Origin of the sequence: Micromonospora sp. NPDC047738, assembly GCF_040642675.1 — a bacterium.
Classification (GTDB): domain Bacteria; phylum Actinomycetota; class Actinomycetes; order Mycobacteriales; family Micromonosporaceae; genus Micromonospora.
This window is the reverse complement of the sequence record NZ_JBEYSO010000016.1, coordinates 12,574-36,789: the sequence shown is the minus strand read 5'-3', so window position 1 is coordinate 36,789 and position 24,216 is coordinate 12,574. Positions and strand designations below refer to the sequence as shown.

6 protein-coding genes are annotated in these 24,216 nt (G+C 74.7%); 2 read left to right on the top strand and 4 right to left on the bottom strand.

Going from position 1 to position 24,216, the window contains the following annotated elements:
• Positions 1 to 3: 3 nt before the first annotated feature.
• The 4 genes from ABZ783_RS23310 to ABZ783_RS23295 are packed head-to-tail and all read right to left on the bottom strand — an operon-like array spanning position 4 to position 22,254.
• Positions 4 to 10,209 (bottom strand): amino acid adenylation domain-containing protein, encoded by a 10,206-nt coding sequence (locus ABZ783_RS23310; RefSeq protein WP_357441675.1) that lies wholly within the window; start codon positions 10,207 to 10,209, stop codon positions 4 to 6.
• Positions 10,206 to 16,409 carry an amino acid adenylation domain-containing protein gene (locus ABZ783_RS23305; RefSeq protein WP_357441673.1) on the bottom strand — a complete coding sequence of 2,068 codons (6,204 nt, stop codon included), beginning with the start codon at positions 16,407 to 16,409 and terminating at the stop codon, positions 10,206 to 10,208. The genes ABZ783_RS23310 and ABZ783_RS23305 overlap by 4 nt, the downstream gene beginning before the upstream one ends.
• On the bottom strand, positions 16,406 to 19,528 hold the full coding sequence (locus ABZ783_RS23300) for an amino acid adenylation domain-containing protein (protein WP_357441671.1): 3,123 nt from the start codon (positions 19,526 to 19,528) through the stop codon (positions 16,406 to 16,408). The genes ABZ783_RS23305 and ABZ783_RS23300 overlap by 4 nt, the downstream gene beginning before the upstream one ends.
• Positions 19,528 to 22,254: an amino acid adenylation domain-containing protein gene (locus ABZ783_RS23295; RefSeq protein ID WP_357441669.1), complete on the bottom strand. Its 2,727-nt coding sequence runs from the start codon at positions 22,252 to 22,254 to the stop codon at positions 19,528 to 19,530. The genes ABZ783_RS23300 and ABZ783_RS23295 overlap by 1 nt, the downstream gene beginning before the upstream one ends.
• Before the next feature lie 205 nt (positions 22,255 to 22,459).
• On the opposite strand from ABZ783_RS23295, the gene ABZ783_RS23290 reads away from it, so the two are divergent.
• Both ABZ783_RS23290 and ABZ783_RS23285 read left to right on the top strand, forming a co-directional pair.
• Positions 22,460 to 23,740 carry an MFS transporter gene (locus ABZ783_RS23290; protein WP_357441667.1) on the top strand — a complete coding sequence of 427 codons (1,281 nt, stop codon included), beginning with the start codon at positions 22,460 to 22,462 and terminating at the stop codon, positions 23,738 to 23,740.
• Positions 23,737 to 24,198 carry a pyridoxamine 5'-phosphate oxidase family protein gene (locus ABZ783_RS23285; RefSeq protein ID WP_357441665.1) on the top strand — a complete coding sequence of 154 codons (462 nt, stop codon included), beginning with the start codon at positions 23,737 to 23,739 and terminating at the stop codon, positions 24,196 to 24,198. The genes ABZ783_RS23290 and ABZ783_RS23285 overlap by 4 nt, the downstream gene beginning before the upstream one ends.
• Positions 24,199 to 24,216 lie beyond the last annotated feature (18 nt).

Sequence of the window (24,216 nt, the reverse complement as noted above, 5' to 3'; positions counted from 1 at the left end):
GGATCAGCGGGCGCGTTTCAGCTCGGCGGCGATGACCGGGCCGATCTCGGTGAGCGGACCCTGGCGCATCATCGTGGTGTGGTGGCAGTCGATCGGGTACTCGTCGACGGTGCCGTCGACGTGCTCGTGCCAGGCGGCCGCCGCCCGGTCGCCGTCGCGGACCGCGGTGAGGTAGACGACGTTCCCGCGGAACCGCCCGGGCGGGGTCCGCTCGAGGATCCGCTGGGTGTGCAGGCCGCTTTCCACGAGCGCGTCCAGGTCCTCGCCGGTGGCGCCCACGTCGTCGCCGATGGCCAGCGTGATCGCCGCGCGGTCCGCGCTGCCGGCCCGCGGGACGGAGTCCAGCAGGGCGAGGAACCGGACCTGATCGCCGTCGCGCTGCAACCGGCAGGCGAGCGCGTGCGCGATGGTTCCGCCGGCCGACCAGCCCAGCAGGTGGTACGGGCCGGTGGGCTGGATCGCCCGAAGCTCGGCCAGGTAGTCGTCGACCAGCGCGTCCAGATCCTGCGGCGGGGAGCTGCGCCGAGCCTGCAGGCCGTACACGGGCCGGTCCGGCAGATAGGGCAGCAAGCCCGCGTAGCACCAGCTGAGCCCGGAGACCGGGTGCACGCAGAACAGCGCCGGCGCGGTACCGGTGGCCCGGATGGGCAGCAGCACGTCGACCGCGGCGTCCGGCGGGGCGGCCTGGTCGAGCCGCTGCGCCAGCGCCTCGGGAGTCGGCGCGGCGAAGAGCGTACGCATGCCCAGGTCCACGCCCAGCGCCGAGCGGATGCGGCCCATCAGCTTGACCGCCAGCAGCGAGTGGCCGCCGAGTTCGAAGAAGCCGTCGCCGAGCCCGACGCGTTCAAGCCCGAGCGTCTCGGCGAACAGGCCGCACAGGGCCACCTCGCGAGCGGTCCGCGGGGCGCGGTCGGTCGTCGTGGCCTCGGGGGCTGGTAGCGCCTTCCGGTCGATCTTGCGGCTCGGGGTGACCGGGAAGGCGTCCAGTGCTACGAAGGCCGACGGGACCAGGTGGGCCGGCACGCGGTCGCGGAACCAGTCCCGCAGCTCGACCGGCTCCGGCGCCTCGGACTCCGGGATCAGGTACGCGACGAGGCGCGGGTCGCCCGGCCGGTCCTCGCGCACCACGGCCACGGCCTGCGCCACCTGGGGATGTTCGGTCAGGACGGCCTCGACCTCGCCGAGTTCGATCCGGAACCCGCGCAGCTTCACCTGGCCGTCCGCCCGGCCCAGGAACTCCAGGTTCCCGTTCCGCCAGCGCACCAGGTCGCCGGTGCGGTACATCCGATCGCCGGGACCGCCGAGCGGGTTCGCCACGAACCGTTCCGCGGTGACGCCCGGCCGGCGCAGGTAGCCCCGGGCGAGACCGGGACCCGCGAGGTACAGCTCGCCGGGGATGCCGGGTGGCACCGGCCGCAGCGCGGCGTCCAGCACGTAGAGGCGCATGTCCCGGACCGCCCGCCCGATGGGCGGGATGCCGGTCCCGGTGAGCGGGTCGCTGATCGTAGCGACGACGGTCGCCTCCGTGGGGCCGTAGGCGTTGACGAACGTGCGTCCGGACGACCACCGAGCCGCCAGGTCCGCCGGGCAGGCCTCGCCGCCGACCAGCACGGTGACCGTTGGCGGGAGGTCGCCCGGATCCAGCGCGGCCAGCGATGACGGCGGCAGGTTCAGGTGGGTGATGCCGCGCCGGGTCACCAGCTCGGCCAGCGCGGGACCGGGCAGCAGCTGCTCCGGCGGCGCCAGCACCAGCCGGGCCCCGGTCAGCAGCGCCAGGCACACGTCCCACACCGACGCGTCGAAACTCGGCGAGGCGAACTGCAGGACCGCGTCGCCGGGCCCGGCGCCGAACCGCTCCGCCTGGTGCGCGGCGAGCGCGGCCAGGCCGGAGTGCGAGACCACCGCGCCCTTCGGCCGGCCGGTCGAGCCGGACGTGTAGATCAGGTAGGCCGGGTTGCGCGGGTCCGGCCGGCGCACGGCGGTGTCCGGTGGGGCGGCCGGTGGGGCGGCGTCGAGCAGGATGACCGGGCAGTCGTGCGTGGGCAGCGCCGGTGCGATCGGCCCGGTGCTGACCAGCAGGACCGGCCGAGCGTCCTCCAGCAGGTAGGCGATCCGCTCGCCGGGGTACTCCGGGTCCACCGGCAGGTAGGCCGCGCCGGCCTTCTGCACGGCGAGGATCGCGGCGACCAGGCCGGCCGAGCGCGGCAGGGCCAGTGCGACCACGTCCTCCGGGCCGACGCCGCGCGCGGCGAACGTCCGGGCCAGCTCGTCGGCCCGCGCGTTCAGCTCGGCGTACGTCCAGGTGACCTCGTCGTCGGACACCGCGACGGCGTCCGGGTGCGCGGCGGCCGCCGCCTCGAACATCGCGGGGAACGTGCGCGGCTCCACCGGCGTGCCGGTCCCGGCCGGCAGCACCGCCCGCCGCTCGGCGGCCGAGAGCAGCTCGTACGTGCTGATCGGCGTGTCCGGGTCGGCGGTGGCCGCGGTCAGCACCCGGATGAACCGGTCGGCCAGCGCCGCCGCGGTGGACGCGTCGAACAGGTCCGCCCGGTAGACCAGGGCGCCCTCGATGCCGTCGCCGTCCTCGCTCAGGTTGACGGTGAGGTCGAACTTCGCGCCCACGTCGTCGACCGGCTCTGGTGCGGCGCGCAGGCCCGGCAGGTCGAGTTCGGGTTCGGCGGTGTTCTGCAGAACCAGCGCCACCTGGAAGAGCGGATGGCCGGCCAGCGACCGGGGCGGGTTGAGGATCTCGACGAGGCGTTCGAACGGCAGGTCCTGATGGGCCAGCGCGGCCAGGTCGCGGTCCTTCACCCGGGCCAGCAGGCGCCGGAACGTGGGATCGCCGGAGGTGTCGGTGCGCAGCACGATCGTGTTGACGAAGAACCCGACCAGGTCGTCGAGGGCGTCGTCGTGGCGGCCGGCCACGACCGAGCCGATCGGCAGGTCCGTGCCGGCGCCGCAGCGGGTCAGCAGCGTGGCCAGCCCGGCCTGGAGCGCCATGAACAGCGTGCAGCCCTGCTCCTGGGCGAGTCCCGCCAGCCTCCGGTGCACGTCGGCGGGGATCCGGAAGTCGACCGCCCCGCCCCGTCCTTCGGCGGCGGCGCCGCGGGGCCGGTCCGTCGGGAGGTCGAGCAGCTCCGGGATGCCGTCGAGCGCGTCCCGCCAGAACGCGACCTGCCGGGCCAGGGTGCTCTCCGGGTCGGCCTCGTCGCCGAGCGCGTCCCGTTGCCAGAGCGTGTAGTCCGCGTACTGGACGGCCAGCGGCTCCCAGTCCGGGGCCGCGCCGGCCAGCCGGGCGCGGTAGGCGGTGCCGAGGTCCCGGGCCAGCGGCGCGAGGGACCAGCCGTCGCTCGCGATGTGGTGCAGCACCAGCAGCAGCACGTGTTCGTCGGCGGCGAGCCGGAACAGGTGCGCCCGCAGCGGCAGGGCCCCGCTCAGGTCGAAGCCGGTACCGCAGGCGGTGCTGACCGCCTGTTCCAGCTCCCCGGCCGCGACCTCGGTGACGATCAGCTCGGGCCGCGCCGTGGCGGCGTCGAGGACGACCTGGCGCGGTTCGCCGTCCACCTCGGGCAGCACGGTGCGCAGCGCCTCGTGCCGGCCGGTGACGTCCGCGAGGGCCTGCCGGAGCGCATTGGTGTCCAGCGTGCCGGTCAGCCGCAGCGCGAACGGCAGGTTGTAGGTCGAGTCCGAGCCGGTCAGCCGGTCCAGGAACCACAGCCGCTGCTGGGCGAAGGACAACGGCAGGACCTCCGGCCGTACGCGGGCGCGCAGTTCCGACCGCTCCCCGCCGCGGCCCGCCTCGGCGAGCTGGTCGGCGAGCCCGGCCACGGTCGGCGTTTCGAACAGCGCCCGTACCGGCAGGTCCGCGCCGAAGGCCGCGCGGATCCGGGTGATCAGCCGGGTGGCCAGCAGCGAGTGCCCGCCGAGGGCGAAGAAGTCGTCGTCGATGCCGACCGTCGGCACCCCGAGCAGGTCGGCGAACAGGCCGGCCAGGGCCCGCTCCGCCGGGGTGCGCGGCGCTCGGGAGGCCGCCGCGACGAAGACCGGCGCGGGTAGCTTCTTCTTGTCGACCTTGCCGTTGGTGTTCAGCGGGATCCGGTCGAGCGGCACCACGACGGCGGGCACCATGTAGTCCGGCAGCGACCGGGCGGCGAAGGCACGCAGTTCGGCCGGGTCGGGCGTGCCCTCCTCGGCCGGCACCACGTACGCGACCAGGCGCGGGTCGCCCGGCCGGTCCGCCCGGGCCACCACGACCGCCTGGGTCACCGCCGGGTGACCGGCGAGCACCGCCTCGATCTCGCCCGGCTCGATCCGGAATCCGCGGATCTTGACCTGGTCGTCGGTCCGGCCGAGGTATTCCAGGGTGCCGCCGGCCTGCCAGCGGACCAGGTCGCCGGTGCGGTACATCCGGGTACCGGGCGCGCCGAACGGGTCGGCGACGAACCGGGTCGCGGTGAGGCCGGGGCGGCCGAGGTAGCCGCGGGCCAGCCCGGCGCCGGCCAGGTACAGCTCACCGGCCACCCCGGGCGGCACCGGCTGCAGGTCCGGGCTCAGCACGTACGCCCGGGTGTTGGCCAGCGGGCGGCCGAGCGACACCGGCCGGCCGGCCGCGATCGGGCTGCCGAGGGTGTCCACCGTGCACTCGGTGGGTCCGTAGTAGTTGTAAGCGGCGGTCCGCGGTGCGGCGCCGATCTCCTCCCACAGCGCGGCGTCGATGGCCTCGCCGCCGATCGACACCATCGCCGGGGTGTGCCGGCCGTCGTCCTCGAGCAGCCCGGCGGCCAGCAGCGGCGCCGCGTACGAGGGGGTCACGTCGAGGAAGTCGATGCCGTGCTTCCCCACGTAACCGACGAGCGCCTCGGCGTCGGCGCGCAGCTCCTCGCCGATGACGTGCAGCGTGTGCCCGTCGGCCAGCCAGAGCAGCTCCTCCCAGGAGGTGTCGAAGGAGAACGAGGCGGTGATCGCCACCTGGACCGGGCGCCGCGCGGCCATCGGCGCGAACAGCGTGGACCGGTGCTCGTGGTACAGGTTCACCACGCTCCGGTGCTCCACGACGACCGCCTTGGGCCGGCCGGTGGAGCCGGAGGTGTAGATCAGGTAGGCCGGGTGCCGCGGGTGCAGCGGCCGGACCCGCTCGTCGGGGTCGACGTCGTGGTCGGCGAAGCCGGCCAGCAGCTCCTCATCGAGCTCGGTGAGCACCAGGGCGGGCGCCGCGTCCTCGAGCATCGCGGCGGCCCGGTCGCGGGGCATGGCCGGGTCGATCGGTAGGTAGGCCGCACCGGCCTTGAGCACGCCGAGGATCGCCACCACCACGTCGGTGGTGCGGGGCAGGATCAGCGCGACCCGGTCCTCCGGGCCGACCCCGGCCGCGATCAGGTAGCGGGCCAGCCGGTTCGCGCGGGCGTGGAGTTCGGCGTGGGTGAGCCGGCCGTCCCGGCCCACCACGGCGAGCTGGTCCGGCGTGCGGCGGGCGGTCCGCTCGAACAACTCCGGCACGGTCACCGGCTCGATCGCGCGGCCGGTGTCGTTCCACTCGTCGAGGACCTGCCGCCGCTCCGCGTCGTCGAGCAGCTCGCAGCTGCCCAGCTCGGCGTCCGGGTCGGCGGCCAGCCCGGTCAGCAACGTCTCGAAGTGGCGCAGCAGCCGGTCGGCGGTGGCGGCGTCGAACAGGTCGCTGTTGTACTCCAGCCGGCACAGCAGGCCGTCGCCGCGCTGGTAGATGTCCAACGACAGATCGACCTGAGCGCTGCCGAGGCCGGGGTTCGGCCGGTCGCGCACCTCGATCCCGGTCAGGTCGAGCGGGTTGTCGTTGAGGTTCAGCAGGTTGAACATCACCTGGAAGAGCGGGTTGCGGCTGGGGTCGCGGGGCGGGTTCAGCTCCTCGACCAGCCGCTCGAACGGCACCTCCTGGTGCGCGAACGCGCCCATCGCGGTCTGGCGGACCCGCGCCAGCAGGCCGGCGAAGGACAGCCGGCGGTCGACCTCGGTGCGCAGCACCAGCGTGTTGACGAAGAAGCCGATCATCCGCTCGAGCTCGACCTCGGTGCGCCCGGCGACCGGCGTGCCGACGCAGATGTCGGTGGCGCCGGTGTAGCGGTGCAGCAGCGCCTGGAAGCCGCCGAGCAGGGTCATGTAGAGCGTGGCGTCGTGCTTGCGGCCGAGCCGTTCCAGGTCGGCCCGCAGGCCGGCGGGGAGCCAGCGGTCCGCGATCGCGCCGTGGTTGGTCTGCACCCGGGGCCGCGGCCGGTCGGTGGGCAGTTCGAGACCCGCCGGCACGTCCGCGAGGCGGTCGGTCCAGTACGCCAGGTCGGCGTCGAGGATGGTGGCGAGGCGGTCGCGCTGCCAGAGCGTGTAGTCGCCGTACTGGACGGGCAGTTCCGCCAGCGGTGACTCCCGGCCGGCCAGGAAGGCGTTGTACAGCTGGCCGAGCTCGTCGCAGAGGAGGTCCAGCGACCAGCCGTCGATGACGATGTGGTGCACGCAGATCGCGAGGATGTGCCGGTTCTCGCCGGTCCGGAAGACGGTCGCGCGCAGCAGCGGGCCGGTCGCGAGGTCGAAGGGCCGGCGCAGGTCGTCGGCCAGCCGCCGGTCCTGCTCCGCCTCGTCGGCGCCGGTGATGTCGACCAGCGGCAGGTCTACCGGCGCGGGCGGGAGCACCACCTGGGCCGGTTCGCCGTCGCGCTCGGGCAGCACCGTCCGGAGCACCTGGTGCCGCCGGACCACCTCGGAGATCGCGTCGCGCAGTGTCTCGACCGCGAGCGCGCCGGCCAGGTCCAGGACGAGCGGGATGGCGTACGCGAGATCGGCCCCGGACTGCTCGAGGAACCACAGGCGCCGCTGCATGAACGCGGCCGGCAGCGGCTCGTCCGACTCCGGCCGGGGGACGATCGCCTGCCGCCGGGCGGTGCCGGATCCACCGACCACCCGGGCGAGCCCGGCCACCGTCGGGTTGTCCAGCACCGCCTCGAGCGGGATCTCCGTCTCGAACCGCACCCGCAGCCGGGATGCCAGCTGGGTGGCGAGCAGCGAGTGCCCACCCAGCTCGAAGAAGTTGTCGTGGATCCCGATGCCGGTCAGTCCGAGCAACTCCCGCCACACCGCGGCGACCGCCTCCTCGGTCGCGTTGCGCGGCCCGTCCGCGAGGTCGTCGTCCTCCTCGGGCGCGTCGGCTGCGGCCGGCGGGTCCGGGTCGGTGGTGCGCGGCTCCTCGTCGAGGTGCCACCAGCGGCCGCCGCGCCACGCGTGCACCCCGCCGAGGGCGGCCGGCGCGTGCACCGGTGCGTCGCCGTGGTCGAGGTCGAACACCGTGATCGGCGCCGCCCGGCGCAGGCGCTCCACCAGGTCCGGCACCGGGCCCTCGCCGACCAGGCCGCTGCCGAGCAGCAGCAGCCGCACCCCCGCGGGGGCGGCCTGCTCGGCGAGCCGCGGCAGTCCGTCCAGGACCTCGGGGTCGTCCTCGACCGCCACCGCCACGGCGGGCGCGACCGCCCCCTCGGCCGTGGCCAGCGCGTCGGTCAGCGCAGCCGGCCGGATCGCGGCCGGGTCCGCGGCCATGGCGGCGACGAGCTCCGGCGCCCGCACCTGGCCGACCGTCACGATCATGTCGTGCTGCTGCACGGCACCCGGCGCGCCCGCCGCCCGGGGCCGGGCGCTCTCGCAGTCGATCCGCTCGAACGGGTGTGGCGGCAGCGCGCACCGGCGCGGCTCGTCCAGCAGATCTTCGATCGGGATCTCGAAGCCGCGCTCCCACAGCTTGCCGAGCGCGGCGAGCAGGCTCTCCTCCTCGTCGTCCTCGGCCCGCCCGCGCACCGGCACGGCCAGGTGCCCGGCGGTCCAGGCCGGGTGCCCGAGCAGCATCCGGGTCATGGTCTGGCCGGGTCCCAGCTCGACGAAGACCCGGCACGAGCTGGCCAGCAGGGTGTCCACGCAGCCGGACAGCCGTACCGTGCTCGTCGCGTGGTCGGCCCAGTAGTCGCCGCGGCCGGTCGCCGCCGGGTCGGCCCAGTCGCCCGTGAGGTTGGACAGGTACGGCAGGGCGGGCGTCGTGTTCGGGATCTCCTCGAAGATCCGGCCGAGCCGCTCGGCGGCCGGCCGGATCGCCTCCGTGTGGTAGGCGCCGCCGAGGTCCAGCACCCGGTCGCCGACCCCGTCGGCCTGCAGCCGGTCGATCAGCTCGGTCGGGCCGGCCAGCACCGAGTACCGCGGCGCCTCGATCGCCACGGTCAGGCCCGGCCGGGCGGCCAGCAGGTCGCGTACCTCGTCTGGGGACGCGGACACGGCCAGCATCCGGCCCGGCTCGACGTCGCTGAGGATGCTGCCGCGCTCATGTACGAGCCGCAGCGCGTCCGAGGGGGTCCACAGCCCGGCGACGGCCGCGGCGACGACCTCGCCGGCGCTGTGGCCGAGCATGGCCTTCGGCTCGATGCCGTACGCCTGCAGTTGCCGGGCGAAGGAGAACCCGATGGCGAACAGGGCGAGCTGCTCGTTGCGCAGGCTGCGCAGCCAGTCCAGGCCGGCGTCCGGGCGCAGCACCGGGCAGAGGTCGATGTCGTACTGCTGGCGGCACTCGGTCGCGAGCGCGTCGAACGTCTCGCGGAAGACCGGCAGCCGGCGGTGTGCGGCGGCGCCGAAGCCGGAGCGCAGCACGCTGGTGCCGGGGAACAGGAACGCGGTGTCCCGCTCGTCGGTCGCGCGGGCGGGCGGCGGCCCGGAGCGCAGCGCCTCGGCCGCCTGGGCCCGGTCGGTGACCACCACGGCGCTGCGGTGCGGGAAGCGTCGCCGCCCCACGGCCAGGGTGAACGCGACGTCGTCCAGCGCGTCGTCGGTGGACTCCAGGTGCCCGGCGAGGTCGGCCCGCATCGTGCGGAGGGCCGCCGGCGTCGACCCGGACAGGCAGAACACCCGGGGCTTCGACCCGGCTGGCGCGGCCTGGCGCGAAGGCGGCGACTCCAGCACGACGTGCGCGTTGGTGCCGCCCACCCCGAAGGCGCTTACCCCGGCCAGGACCGGGCCCTCGGCGGGCAGCGGGGCGAGCTCGGCGGCGATCCGGAACGGGGAGGTGTCCAGCTCCAGGCCCGGGTTCGGCTCCCGGAAGTGCAGCGTGGGCACGACCTCCCGGTGCCTCAGCATGAGCGCCGTCTTGATCAGTCCGGCCGCGCCGGCCGCGGCGCCGGTGTGGCCGATGTTGCTCTTCACCGCGCCGAGCCGGCAGAACCCGACCCGGTCGGTGGACTCGCGGAACGCCGCGGTGAGCGCCGCCACCTCGATCGGGTCGCCCACCCGCGTCGCCGTGCCGTGCGCCTCCACGTACGCGATGTCGCCGGCCTCGACCCCGGCCTGCGCCTGGGCGAACTGGATCACGTCGCGCTGCCCGGCGAACGACGGCGCGCTGTAGCCGATCTTCGCGCCGCCGTCGTTGTTCAGCGCCGAACCACGGATCACCGCGACGATCCGGTCGCGGTCGGCGAGCGCGTCCTCGAGCCGCCGCAGCACCACCACGGCGACCCCGCTGCTGCCCACCGTGCCGCTGGCCGCGGCGTCGAACGGGCGGCAGTGGCCGTCCGCCGACTCGATGTAGCCCTCCTCGTACAGATAGCCGGTGACCTGTGGCAGCCAGAGCGAGGCGCCACCGGCGAGGGCGGCGTCGCACTCGAAGTTCAGCAGGCTCTGCGCCGCCTGGTGCACCGCCACCAGCGAGGTGGAGCAGGCGGTCTGCACGGTCATCGCCGGGCCCCGCAGGCCCAGCTTGTACGCGACCCGGGTGGCGAGGTAGTCCTTGTCGTAGCCGATCATCCGGGACAGGCCGTCCCCGCCGGAGCCCTGCAGCGCCGGGTTCATCATGTCGCAGCCCGCGTAGACGCCGATCCAGCCGCCGAACCGTTCGGGATCGATGCCCGCGTCGTCCAGCGCCACCGAAGCCGACTCCAGGAACACCCGCTGCTGCGGGTCCATGGCCGCCGCCTCGGCCGGGCTGTATCCGAAGAACCGGCGGTCGAAGCACTCGCCGCCCGCCAGCACGCCGCGCGCCGGCACGTACCGGGGGTGCCGGGCCAGCGCCGGGTCCACCCCCGCGGCGAGGAGTTCGGCGAGCTCGAACCGGCTGATGCCCTCGACCCCGGCGCGCAGGTTCCGCCAGTACTGCCCGACGTCCTCGGCCCCGGGGAGACGGCAGGCCAGCCCGACGATCGCGATCGCGTTGCTCTCGCTCATGCGTCCTCTCCATTCCTCGTCGCGCGGGCGGGCCGGGCCCGGCGGGCGCGCTGGGCGCGTTCGGCGCGGCCGCGGACGTCCGCCGTGGTCGACGGCTGGTCCGCGCCGGCGGCCAGCGACCGGGCCAGCGCGTGCACGGTCGGGTGCTCGAACAGGCGCCGGATGGGCAGGGTCAGCGCCAGCTCGCGTTCGAGCCGGGTGTGCAGGGTGCCGAGCAGCAGGGAGTTGCCGCCGAGGTCGAAGAAGTTGTCGTGGACGCCGACCTGCTCCAGGCCGAGCACCGCCGACCACACCGCGGCGATCCGCCGTTCGGTCTCGGACTCCGGCGCGGTCCACGCGGTCTCGCCGACCCGGTCCTCGCGGCGCGGCTTGGGCAGCGCGTCCGCGTCGAGCTTGCCGCGGTGGTTCAGCGGCAGCGCCGGCAGCCACACCACGGCGTTGGGGATCATGAACTCCGGCATCCGGGATCTCAGCCGGGCCAGCACGGTGGCCGTGTCCGGGGTCGAACCGGCCGGCGCCACCAGGTAGGCGACCAGCGGCGCGGCTTCGCCCGGGAAACCGCGCACGACGGCCCGGTGGATCAGCGGATCCTGCAGCAGCTGCGCCTCGATCTCGGCCGGTTCGATCCGGTAGCCGCGGATCTTGAGCTGCCGGTCCAGCCGGCCCAGGTATTCGAGCGTGCCGTCCGGGAGCCAGCGGGCCCGGTCGCCGGTGCGGTAGATCCAGCCCGGCTCGCCGTCCGGGGTCCGGGCGGTGAACCGGTCGCGGGTCAGGTCGTCGCGGCCCCAGTAACCCTGCGCCACCGTCGCGCCGCCGACGAACAGCTCGCCCGGCATGCCGACCGGGCAGCGCTGGCCCGCCGCGTCCAGCACGTAGACGTGTACGCCGTCGACCGGCCGGCCCACGCAGTTCAGCACGGTCGCGGTGGCCGCGTCGAACACGTGGGTGGTGGTGATGTAGGTCTCGGTCGGCCCGTAGGCGTCGCAGATCCCGTACGGCGTGTCCGGCGGCACCGAGGTCAGCGGCGAGCCCGCGAAGAACAGCCAGCGCAGCGACGCCGGGGTGGTGCCCGCCGTCCACAGTGCCTCGGCCAGCGGGGTCGGCGTGAAGAACATTGTCACGCCCTGCTCGTCCAGCCAGGACGCCAGCTCCGGCACCACGACCGGGCGCTCGTATGGCAGCAGTTCCGCGCCGCCGCAGAGCGCGGGCCAGATCTCGTACTCCGTCATGTCGAACGCCACGCTGTGGATCTGGCTGACCCGGTCGCCCGGCCCGACGCCGAAGGTGTCGGCGTGCCACCGGGTGACGTGCGCGAGGCTGCCGTGGCGGTAGGCGACGCCCTTCGGCTCGCCGGTGGTGCCCGAGGTGTAGAGCACGTACGCGGTGGTGCCGGGATCGGGCAGCGCCGCGGGCCCACCGCCGGGGTCCTCGGTCGCCTCGGCCACGTCGACGACCCGGGCGCCCGGCGGCACGGCACCGGCGATCGCTGCTGGGTCGTCGGTGACCACCGCGCACGCGCCGACGTCCGCGACGATGAACCGGATCCGCGCCTGCGGGTAGACCGGGTCGATCGGGCAGTAGCTGAAGCCGGCCTTCCACGCGGCCAGCATGGCCACCACGAGGTCCGCGCCGCGGGGCAGGACCAGCGCGACCACCGGGCGCGCGCCGGTGGCCAGCGGCCGCAGCGCCGCCGCCAGCGCGTCCGCCCGCCGGTCCAACTCGGCGTAGCTCAGCACGCCGCGGCCGGACCGGATCGCCGGCGCGTCCGGCTGGGCGGCACACCGTTCGGCGAACAGCGCCGGCACGGTGGTCGCCTCGCCGGCCGGGGCGGTCCGCTCGAACCCGGCGATCTCCGTCAGCTCGGGAGCGCCGAGCAGGTGGAGCGTGCCTACCGGCTGGTCCGCCACCTCGGCGAAGGACTCGACGAACCGGCCCAGCCAGGCGGCCATCCGCTCGGCCTCGCCGCCGGTCACCCGGTCGCCGCGGTACAGGATGGTGCCGCGCAGCCGGCCGTCGATCTCCTCGAAACCGACGGTGAGGCCGAACTTGGCGGCGTACCCGGCGCCCGCGTGGTCCAGCTCGATCGGGGTGAGCAGGGCGCCGCCGAGCGACGCGCCGGCCGGTCCGGCGGCGGTCGCGGCGAGCGTCACGTCCACGTACGGGGTCCAGCCCGGCCGCCGTGGTGGCCGCAGCCGGCTCACCACGTCCTCGAACGGCACCCGCTCCAGGTCGAACGCGCCCAGCACGGTCTCCCGCATGGCGAGCGCCAGGTCCAGCACGGTGGTGTCCGCGTCGCACTCGGACCGCAGCACGACGGTGCTGAGGCACGGCCCGAGCAGGTCGGGGAACTCGTCGCGGTTCGCCACCGGGCAGCCGAAGGTGACGTCCTCCTGCCCGGTCCACCGGTGCAGCAGCGCGGCGACCCCGGTGGCGGCCACCATGAACCAGGAGAGGCCGTGCGCGGAGCGGACCCGACGCAGCCGCTCCAGCGCCTCGGCGGCCAGCGGGATCGGCACCGAGCCGGGTGCCGCGGTGCGCAGCGGCGGGGTCAGGGCGGGGAAGGCCGGCGCGCCGGACAGCCGCCGCGTCCACTGTTCGAGGCCGTCCTGGCCGCCGGCGCTCTCCCGCTCCTCGGCCTGCGCCGCCGCGAAGTCGCGAAACTGCGGCCGCCCGGCCGGCAGCAGCTCGGCGAGCGGCGACCCCACCAGGCCGGTGAGCTGATCGAGGACCCGGCCGAGCCGGTCGGCCAGCCGCCGGGCGCGGGCCGCGGTGTGCCGGTCGCCACGGTACGACAGCACCGCGCTCAGCTTGCCGCCGTCCGTCACGAAGGTGACCGTGAGACCGAACTTCGTCTCGTGCTGCCAGCGGTCGAACGGCAGCGCGGTCATCGTCGCCGGGCCCAGCGGCTGCCCGGTGTGCGGCACCGAGACCAGGTTGAGCATGACGTCCAGGTACGGCGTACGGCCCGGCCGGCGCTGCGGGACGAGCCGGGACAGCACCGCCGGTAGCGGCACCGCCTGGTACTCGAAGGCGTCCAGCATGCTGTCCCGAACCTCGCCGAGCAGGTCGGCGAAGGTGGTGCCGGCCTTGGCCCGCGAGCGCAGCACCACGGTGTTCAGGCAGGGCCCGAGCACGTCGGCCAGCCCGTCGCCCTCCCGGTTGGCCATCGGCAGCCCGAAGGTGACGTCGTCGCCGCCGTGGGTGCGGTGCAGCCAGGCGGAGACCGCCGCCACGGCCACCATGTACCAGGAGACCCGGTACTCGTCGCACAGGGCGGCGGTGCGCTGGGCGAAGTCCGGGTCGAACGGGACCGGCACGGCGCCGTGCGGTTCCGGGCGCCGGGGCGGTGCGCCGAGGTCGAGCGCCTCGGGCGCGCCGGTGAGCTGGTCCACCCAGTACCCGATGCCGTCCGGGTCCTCGTCCCACTCGGCCTGGGCGAACTGGACCGGCGGCGGCAGCTCGCCGGTGGGCCGGCCGAGGGCGCGCGCGTAGAAGTGGCCGAGGTCGCGCTCGAGCACCGGTACCGACTGCGCGTCGAAGGCGATGTGGTGGAAGCAGAGCAGCAGCACGTGCTCGCCGGGCGCGGTGGCGAGCAGGTGGGCGCGCAGCAGCCGCCCGGACGCGAGGTCGAAGGCGGTCGTCGCCTCCCGGTCGGTCCGGCCGGCGAGATCCTCCGCGCTGGTGGTCAGCTCGGGCGCCCACGGTTCGGTGACCACCTGGTAGAGCCGCCCGTCGCGGTGGTGGAACGCGGTACGCAGGATCTCGTGCCGCTCGACCAGCGCGCCGAGCGCGGCCCGCAGCGCGGCCGGGTCCAGGTCGCCGGTGATCCGCCAGGCGAGCGGGACGTTGTAGGCCGGGCCGGTGGGGTCCATCTGCTCGGCCAGCCACATCTGCTCCTGCATGCTGGTCGCGGGCGTGCCCGCCGGAGCCGCCGTCGGCTGCTCGCCGGGTTGTTCACCGGCCAGCGAGTCCAGGTGGGCGGCGAGGTCGTCCAGCTTGGGCAGCCGGTACAGGTCGCGGACGGAGATCCGGATCCCGGTACGGGCGGCGATCGCCCCGGTGAGCCGGGGCACCAGCAGGGAGTGCCCACCCAACTCGAAGAACGAGTCGTCGGCGCCGGGCGGCGGGCAGTCCAGCACCTCGGCGAAGACCTCGGCGAGCCGCCGCCCGGTCGGTGTCGACGGCTCCGCGCGCGGCGCGGACGGCAACTCGCCGCCCTGCGCCCGCAGCGCGTTCCGGTCCACCTTGCCGTTGCCGGTCAGCGGGAAGCGGTCCACGATCCGGAAGACCGACGGCACCATGTACCCGGGCAGCCGCGTGCCGAGGAAGGCGCGCAGGTCCGCGGCCGCCGGCGGCTCCCCGTCGCAGACCAGGTAGCCGGCCAGCGTGTCGACGCCGTCGAGCAGCACCACCGCGTCGGCGACGTCCGGACGTTCCCGCAGCATCGACTCGATCTCGCCCGGCTCCAGCCGGAACCCGTGCAGCTTGATCTGGTTGTCCACCCGGTTGAGGTATTCGAGCTGCCCGTCTGGCAGGGCGCGGACGAGGTCGCCGGTGCGGTAGATCGTGCCGCCGGCCGGGTCGGCGGGATCGGTGCGGAACCGCTCGGCGGTCAGCTCCGGGCGGCGCAGGTAGCCGGCCGCGACGCCGTCGCCGCCGATCCACAGTTCGCCGGGCTCGCCGGCCGGCACCGGCCGCATGCTGTCGTCGAGCACGTGCAGGCTGGTGTTGGTGACCGCCTGGCCGAGCGTGACCGGGCCGGTGGCCGGCACCAGGCTCGCGGTCGACCAGATGGTCGTCTCGGTGGGGCCGTAGAGGTTCCACACCGCCCGCGCGCGGCGGTACAGCTCGTCGGCGAGCGGGCGGGGCAGGGCCTCGCCGCCGCAGAGCACGGTCAGGTCCGCGTCGCCCGCCCAGCCGGCGGCCAGCAGCATCCGCCAGGTGGCCGGGGTCGCCTGCAGGTGGGTGGGCCGGGACCGGGCCAGGTGCCGGACGAGCAGGTCGCCGTCGCGGGCGACCTCGGCGGAGGCGACCTCGACCGTGCCGCCGGTGATCAGCGGGAGGAACAGCTCGAGGGCGGCGATGTCGAAGCAGACCGTGGTGAGGGCCAGCATCGTGTCCTGGTCGCCGAAGCCCGGCCGGATCGCCATGGACCGCAGCAGGTTCGCCAGGCCGCGGTGGGTGACCCGGACGCCCTTGGGCTTTCCGGTCGAGCCCGAGGTGTAGATGACGTATGCGATGTCGTCCCCGGTCACCGCGGCCGGGGCGGTGCTCGGCGCGGCGGCGAGCACCCTGTCCAGCAGGACCGTCTCGACGCCGGTCGCCGCGATCTCCGTGCCCGGCGGCTGGTCGGCGATGAGCAGGCCGGCCCGGGAGTCGTCCAGCATCCCGGCGATCCGCTCCGGCGGGTAGATCGGGTCGAGTGGCACGTACGCCGCGCCGGCGAGCAGCACGCCGAGCAGCGCCGGCACCAGATCGGCCGACCGGTCGACGTACACCCCGACGAGGTCGCCCCGGCCGAGGCCCCGGCCGGCGAGGTAGCCGGCCACGGCGTGCGCGCGGCGGCTGAGTTCGGCGTAGCTGAGGGCGGTGCCGTCGAAGACCAGCGCGGTGTCGTCCGGGGTGCGGGCCGCCTGGCCGAGGAAGAGCGTGGGCAGCGGGCGGGCCTCCTCGAGCCAGGCGTCCACCGCGTCCGCTGCGGTGCCCGCGTCCAGCTCGGCGGCGGCCGCGTCATAACAGTCCCGCAGCTCGCGCAGGAACAGCTGGGTCGAGGTGGCGTCCCACACCAGGTGGTGGGCGCAGAGGAAGAAGACCTGCCGCCGCTCGTCCAGTTCGGCGAGCCCGATGCGGAGCAGCCGGCCGCCGTCCAGATCGAACGGGCGGCGCGCCGAGTCGCGCAGCCACGCCGCGAGGCCGCCCTCCGCCGCGTCCCGCAGGTCGATCCGGTCGAGGACCGGCGTCCACGGGTCACCGATCTCCTGGTGGAGCCGGCCGTCCCGCTCGGCGAACGTGGTCCGCAGGATCTCGTGCCGTTCGATCAGTACGGCCACGGCCCGTTCCAGCGCCTCGGCCGACAGGCTGCCCTGCACCCGCCACGCGTACGGCACGTTGTAGAGCCCGTCGCCCGGCTCCAGCCGCTCGGCGAACCACATGCGCTCCTGGACGCTCGTCGCCGGCACGCTGGCAGTCGTCGTGCTCATACCCGTGTCCCCCGGAGGTCGTCCACGGCCGCGGCGAAGGCTTCGGCCGTGGGGTGGTCGAACAGCGTCCGCACGCTCAGCCGGATGCCGAGCTCGCGGCGCAGCCTGCCGACCACGCGCGTGGCGAGCAGCGAGTCGCCGCCCAGATGGAAGAAGTTGCCGGTGACGCCGATCTCGCCGGCGCCGAGCTGCTCGGCCCAGACACGGCAGACGGTCGCCTCGAGGTCGGTGCGCGGCGCCACCTCGGTGCCGTGATCGGCCCGTTCGGGCTCGGGCAGCCGGGCCCGGTCCACCTTGCCGCTGGCGTTGAGCGGGAACTGGTCGAGCAGCACGAAGTCGCTCGGCACCAGGTATCCAGGCAGTGCTCCGGCCAGCCGGTTCTGCAACTCCGGCACGGACAGCTCGACGCCGGTGTCCGGAACCACGTAGGCGACCAGGCGCGGGCCGTCGTCGGCGCGGCGCACCATTACGAGGGCGGCACGTACGCCGGGGCAGCCGGTCAGCCGTGCCTCGATCTCGCCCGGCTCGATCCGGTAGCCGCGGATCTTGACCTGGTCGTCGCTGCGGCCGAGGAACTCCAGTGTGCCGTCGGGCAGCCAGCGGACCAGGTCGCCGGTGCGGTACAGCAGGTCACCGGCCGGGCCGTACGGGTCGGGCACGAACCGTTCCGCGGTCAGCTCCGGTGCGCCCAGGTAGCCGTGCGCCAGGCCGAGGCCCGCGACGCAGAGTTCGCCCGGCACGCCGGCCGGCACCAGCCGCAGCTGGGGGTCGGTGACGTAGCAGCGGGTGCCGCGGATCGGCGTACCGATCGGCACCGAGACGGCGTCGTCCGGTACCACGGTGATCAGGTGGGTGGTGCTGAAGGTGGTGTTCTCGGTCGGGCCGTAGCCGTTGAGCAGCCGCCGGGGCGCGTTCCCCGGGCACAGCACGGTGCGGATCACCGCGGGGTCGAGCGCCTCGCCGCCGACGATGACGGTACCGATGCCGGCCACCGCGTCCGGCACCTCGCCGACGGTGTGATTGAACAGCGACGAGGTCATCCACAGCACGGTGATGCCGTGCTCGCGCAGCGCGGCCGTCAGCGCCGCCGGCTCCACCACCGTCTCCTTTGGCAGGATGGTCAACTCGGCGCCGGTGAGCAGCGCGCCCCAGATTTCGAAGGTGGCGGCGTCGAACGAGATGCTGCTGCTGTGCGCGACCCGGTCGCCCGGTCCGATGTCGACGTAGTCGGTCTCGTGCACCAGCCGTACCACGGCGCGGTGCGGCACCCGGACGCCCTTGGGCCGGCCGGTCGAGCCGGAGGTGTACATGACGTACGCGAGATCCTCCGGCCCGGGCGTCGCCCCCGGCGTCCGGCCGACGGCCGCGGGCAGGTCGTCCACCAGCACGCTCGGCCCGGTCCAGCCGGCGGTCCGGTCCGCGTACGCGGTGCCGGTCACCACCGCGGCGGCACCGGCGTCGCGGAGCAGGTTGCCGAGCCACTCGGCCGGGTAGCCGGGGTCCAGGGGCAGGTAGTAGCCGCCGGTCTTCAGGATGCCCAGCAGCGCCGCCACCTGGTCGACCGACCGGTCCAGGCAGACACCGACGCAGGCCGGGGCGTCGAGCCCCGCCAGAGCGGCCGCGATCCGCTCGGCCCGCGCGTCCAGTTCGGCGTAGGTGAGCACCTCGGCACCGCACCGTACGGCCGGTGCGTCCGGCCGGAGCGCGACCTGCTCGGCGAACAGTTCGGGCACGGTCCTCGCCGGGGTGGGCGGCGGGGTGGTGGCGTTGCCCCAGGCCAGCAGCTGGGCCTCCTCGGCGGAGGTGAGCACCGGCAGCGCGGAGACCGGCCGGCCCGGGTCCGCGGCCGCGCCGGCCAGGATCCGCTCGAGGTGTGCCAGCAGCCGTTCCACCGTGGACCGGTCGAACAGGTCGCGGCGGTAGTCGACGTCCACCACCAGCTCGCCGTCCGCCTCGAACGCCATGACGTCGAGCTCGAACTTGACGACGCCGGGGTCGAAGACGAACTCGGTGACCGCCGAGCCGGGGATGCGCAGCGGCTCGGCGGGCGTGTTGAGGAACGACAGCACGACGTTGACCAGCGGCGGCCGGCTCAGGTCGCGGTCCGGCCCGGGCAGGTCGGCGAGCCGCTCGAACGGCAGGTCCTGGTTCTCCTGGGCCTGTAGGGCGGTCTCCCGCACCTGGGCGAGCAGCTCGCCGAAGCCCGGGTCGCCGGTGAGGTCGGTACGCAGCACGACCGTGTTGACGAAGAACCCGAGCAGGTCCTCGAACTCTGGGCGGTCGCGGTGCGCGAAGGCCGCGCCGACCATGATGTCGGTCTGCCCGGTGTGCCGCGCCAGCACCGCCGCCAGCCCGGCGGCCACGGCCGCGAACAGCGTGACGTCGTGTCGGGCGGCCATCTCGCGGACGGCGGCGAGCACCGGGGCGGGGATCCGGTGCCGTACGCGGGCGCCGTCCCAGCGCTGCACCGGGGGCCGGGGGCGGTCGGTGAGCAGGCCGAGCGGCTCGCACCCGGACAGCCGGTCCCGCCAGTACCGCAGCTGCCCGTCCAGCACATCCTCGTCGATCGTCTCGCGCTGCCACCGCGCGAAGTCGGTGTACTGCAGGGGTGGCTCGGGCAGCGGCGACCCGTAGTCAAGCAGGAACGCCTCATACAGCTCGGACACCTCGCGCAGCAGCAGCGAGAGCGTCCACTGGTCGGCCACCAGGTGGTGCAGGCAGACCAGCAGCACATGGTCGTCGTCGCCGATCCGGAACAGCTCGGCCCGCAGCAGCGGGCCGCGGCGCAGGTCGAACGGCCGCAGCACGTGGTCCCGGGCGAGCTCGGCCGCGCGGGTCAGTCGCTCCTGCGTCGACCCGCCGTCGACGGGCGTGACCGGCAGCTCGACCGGTTCGGGCGGCTGGATCCGGTGCACCGGCTGCCCGGCTGGCCCGTCGCCGACCACGGCCCGGACCACCTCGTGCCGGCGGGTCACCTCGGTCAGGGCCCGGGCGAGCAGCTCGGGCGCGAGCGGACCGCGGATACGGTGCGCGGACGGGATGTTGTAGCCGGTGGCGCCCGGGTGTAGCTGGTCGAGGAACCACAGCCGCTGCTGGGCGAACGACAGCGGGGCATCCATCAGCTGACCTCCTGCCGGTCGAGGGCGGTTGGGAAGGAGTTCTCCAGCCGGCCGGCGATCGCCGCGACGGTGGGCTCCTCGAGCAGCCGGCGTACCGGGACGCGGACCCCGAACCGCCGCATGATCCGGGTGGAGAGCTGGGCGAAGGTGAGCGAGTGGGCGCCGAGGGAGCGCAGGTCGTCGTCGCGGCCGACGCCCGCCCGGCCGAGCACCTCCTCCGCGAGGCCGGTCACCGCCTCCTCGGCGGGGGTCCGTGGCCCGGCGGCGGCCTGCCGCTCACCGCCCAGCCAGTGCGGTGGCGGCAGCGCGTTGCGGTCCACCTTGCCGACCGGGGTCAGCGGCAGCCGGTCCAGCAGCACGAACAGGTCCGGCATCTCGTGCGGGACGAACCGGGCGGCCAGCGCCTCCCGCAGCGCCCGCCGCAACTCCTCATCGCCCTGCTCGTCCGGTGCGTGGTTCGCCCGCACGGCCGGCACGGTGTCCGGGCCCGGCCAGGGCAGGCGGACGGGTTCGGGCACGGAGTCGTGCAGCCACACCGCGTCCAGCGCGCCGTCCGGCCGGCTGGCGGCCCAGCTGAGCCGCACTCGGTAGGGCAGGCCGACGGTGAGCGCGCGGAGGTCGATCAGCGCCGGCGCGCCGGCGGGCCGGGCCCGGTCGCGCAGCTCGCCGGCGGTCACCGGGCCCGCCATGTCCTGCCAGGCGGCGAACCGCGCCGACAGCTGCGCGTACGGGATCGACCGGACGCCGACCGCGCGCCGCTCGCCGGTCCGCAGCAGGTCCCGGATGCCGGCCAGGTCGACGTTGCCGCCCCAGTCCAGCCAGTCGAACTCCGGCGCCGGCGCCACCTCGCCGACCCGGATCAGCACGTCGAACCGGCCGGGATCGTCCCGGTCGTACCGCGGCACGATGTCCACCGACCCCCCTTCCAGGTCCGCGAAGACCGCGGGGTGGAGCGCCGGCGCCGGGTCGGCCCGCAGCCGGCCGTACGCCCGCCAGCGCAGCTCGTCCCCGGTCGTCGCGTCCGGAGCCGCCGCCAGTTCGGCCGCGCCGGCGGCGGCCGGCAGCAGCGGGAGCGACCGCACGCCGCTGACCAGCACGGTGCCGCCGGCGACGGTCTGCCGCATCGCCGCGGCGATCGTGGCGAGCAGGTCCTCGACCGAACGCAGCCGCGCCCCGTGGGCGTCGACGAGCACGACGTCGTAGTCCGCGCGGCCGCCCGCGATCAGGGAGTCCAGCCGGACGTGCGTGCCGCACACCCGGTCGAGCCCGGTCACGCCCGGTCCGATCTCGAGCAGTGCGCGGGGTGCCAGCGCCCGCACCGTGGCCACCGTGGTGGCGGCGTTTCCGGCGGATTCCGGCGGCGCCGACCAGCCCGTCCCGGTGGGCCGGCCGACCCGCTCGACGTAGGCGACCAGTTGCGTGGCCTGGCCGGACGGCCGGACGGCGGCCACCGCCACCTGCCGCACGTCCGTATGCCGCAGCAGGACCCGCTCGATCTCGTCGGGTTCGATGCGGTGCCCGCGGATCTTCACCTGACGGTCGATGCGGCCGAGGAACTCGAGCTGGCCGTCGGCGTTGCGGCGCGCGAGATCGCCGGTGCGGTAGGTGCGCACCGCCCCGTCCTCGCCGAAGCGCCGGGCGGTCAGCTCCGGCCGCCGCAGGTAGCCTCGGGCGACCCCGGTGCCGGCGACCACGATCTCGCCGGCCTCGCCCGGCGGCACCGGCTTGCCGTGCGGGTCGAGCAGGCGGACGCCCACCGCGCCGAGCGGGCGGCCGATCGGGATCGGCCCGTCCTCGGTGGCCGAGTCGGCCACGACGGCCGAGGTCACGTACACCGTGGTCTCGGTGGGGCCGTAGATGTTGATCAGGCGGAAGGGCAGTCCGGGCCGGGGGCGGCGCCGCAGCGCCTCGCCGCCGGTCACCAGGTAGCGCAGCGACAGCGTCTCCAGCTCGGGCTGGGCGAGCAGGATCTCGGCGAGGGCGGTGGTCAGGAAGCACACCGTGATCTCGTTGTCGCGCAGCGCCCGGACCAGCCGCTCGGGGTCGCCCCGGTCCTCGTCGGACACCGCGACGGCGTGCCCGCCCACGCTGAGTACCGGCCACAGGTCGAGGATCGACGCGTCGAAGCTCAGCGGAGCGGCGAGCGAGCCGCGGTCGGCCCCGGTCAGCCCGAGGGCCGCGACGTGCCAGCGGCACAGGTCGGTGATCCCGCCGTGCTCCAGCTGCACGCCCTTGGGTGCCCCGGTCGACGCCGACGTGTACATCAGGTAGGCGAGATCGGCGGCCCGGGTGCGGCAGGCCGGTGCCGTGGCGGGGTTCGCGGCGATCAGCGTCGCGTCGGTGTGCGGGTCGACCACGGCGCACGTGCCGTCGGCGGGCGGGTCCTGCCCGGTGATCAGCACGCGGGCACCGCTGTCGTCGAGCATGTACCGCAGGCGGGCGGCGGGATAGCCGGTGTCCAGCGGAAGCGCGGCGCCGCCGGCCTTGAAGACGCCGAGCAGCGCCACGTAGTGGTCCAGACCGCGGTCCAGATGGATCGCGACGACCACGTCCCGGTCCACGCCGAGCCGGCGCAGGTGGTGGGCGAGTCGGTTGGCCCGCTCGTCCAGCTCACGGTAGGACAACGTGCCGTCGGCGCAGGTGACGGCGGGCGCCTCTGGTGTACGCCGGGCCCAGTGCGTGACCGCGTGGTGTATCGGGCGTCCCCCGCCGTCCGGCCGGCCCACGTTTGAGGATCCCCGCTCGTGCACACCGTTTCCTTCCCCCGGTTTTCGACTACCGGCTGAGCCTCGCGTCCTCCGTTCGGGTCTGTCGTCTTCCATCGTGCGCACGGCCCTCGCCCCGCAGCCCGGTGGAACAAAAGCGCAATATCGGAGATGCCCGGGCCGTCGGGCGACGCGATGCTGGGCGGGCAACGGCGGAGGGGGTTGCGTGGCGGCGATCGAGGAGCAGGGCGTCCGGTGGCGGCCCGGATGGACCAGGCGCGTGTTCTGGCAGGCGCCGGTCGGTCCGATCTACGTCGCGACCCTGGTGCTCGCGGTCGGTCGGGGCGCCTGGTACGCCTGTTGGGCGTTGTTCTTCCTGCGCTCGGTCGGGCTGTCACCGGCCGAGTTCGGCTTCGGCATCACCGCGGCGGGTGTGGTCGGCATGGTCGCCGGGATGCCGTTCGGCTACCTCGCCGACCGCCTGGGTCCACGCGAGGTGTTGATCGTCGTGGCGGTGGTGCAGGGGCTCGCCACCATGTCGCTGGCCCTGGTCGGCGACTTCTGGTCGGCCATGCTGGTGACGACCGTGGTGGTGACGGTCGAGCGGGCGGCGCCGGGCATCCGGATCGCGGTGCTGTCCGGCTTGACCAGCGGCGCCGACCGGCTGAAGGCGATCTCCAACTGCCATGTCATGAAGGAGGTCGGCGCGGTCGCGGGCTCGCTGGTGGGCATCGTCGTACTGGTCTTCGACAGCCGGGCCGGATACGTCGCCCTGGTGCTGTTCTGCGGCTCGGCCAACCTGGCGTTCGCCCTGCTGATGTCCCGGGTGCCGCATGTGGAGTCGTTGCGCGAGCGCAAGGTCAAGCGCAAGGTGCTGGTGCTGCGCGACCGGCCGTTCCTCGTGCTCACCGTGCTCAACGGGGTGCTCGCGCTGAACTGGGGCCTGCTCGACTCCGGCCTGCCGGTCTGGCTCACCACGCACACGCAGGCGCCACCGTGGACGATGGGCGTGCTGCTGGCCTTCAACGGCGTGGTCATCGTGCTGCTGCTCAACCGGTTCACCCGCGCGGCCGCGACCGTGCGTAGCGCTGGTCGACTGTCCATCCTGTCCGGTGGGACGCTCGCGGTGTCCTGTCTGCTCTTCGCGACGACCGACGGCGGCGCCGGGACCGCGGTGATCGCGCTGCTCTTCGCCGCCGCCGCGGTGCACACCTTGGGCGAGCTCTTCTTCGTCGGCAGCGGGTACGGTCTGTCGGTGGGAATGACCCGGGAGGAGGCGCACGGTGAATACCAGGGCATGTTCGGCGTGGGCGAGGGGGCCGCGATGATGCTCGCCCCTGGCCTGCTCACCGCGCTGCTCGCCGGGTGGGGCGCGCCCGGCTGGCTGCTGCTCGGCGGGCTGTTCCTCGCGGCCGGCACCGGGCTGCTGCTCACCAGCCGCTGGTCGATTCGGCTGGAGCGGCAGCGCGCGACGGCCGAACCGCGTGAGCTGCAGGTGGTCGCGTGAACGGCGAGCAGCTTTCCGCCGTGGCGAGGGCGGTCATCGACGCGAACTTCTACCTGACGCTCGGCACCGTGGACGAGACCGGCGCGCCGTGGGTGTCACCCGTCTACTTCGTGACGGCAGACTACCGGGCGTTCTACTGGGCTTCGAAGGCCGACACGCGGCACTCCCGCAACCTGGCGACGCGACCCGAGCTGAGCATCGTGATCTTCGATTCGCGGGTGGCGGTGTACCAGGGCCGGGCGGTCTACCTGACGGCGATCGGCGAGGAACTCACCGGCCCGGACCTGGACGCGGGCATCGACGTCTACAACGGGCCGGCCGCGGCCCGCGGGGTGTCCGTGCTGGAGCGGGCGGACGTGGTGGCCCCGGCGGCGTACCGGCTGTACCGGGCCCGAGCGGTGCAGCACTACACCCTCGACCCGGACGGCCACGACCTGCGCGTCCCGTTCCAGCCGTGACGCGCGGCTGGGCGGGGT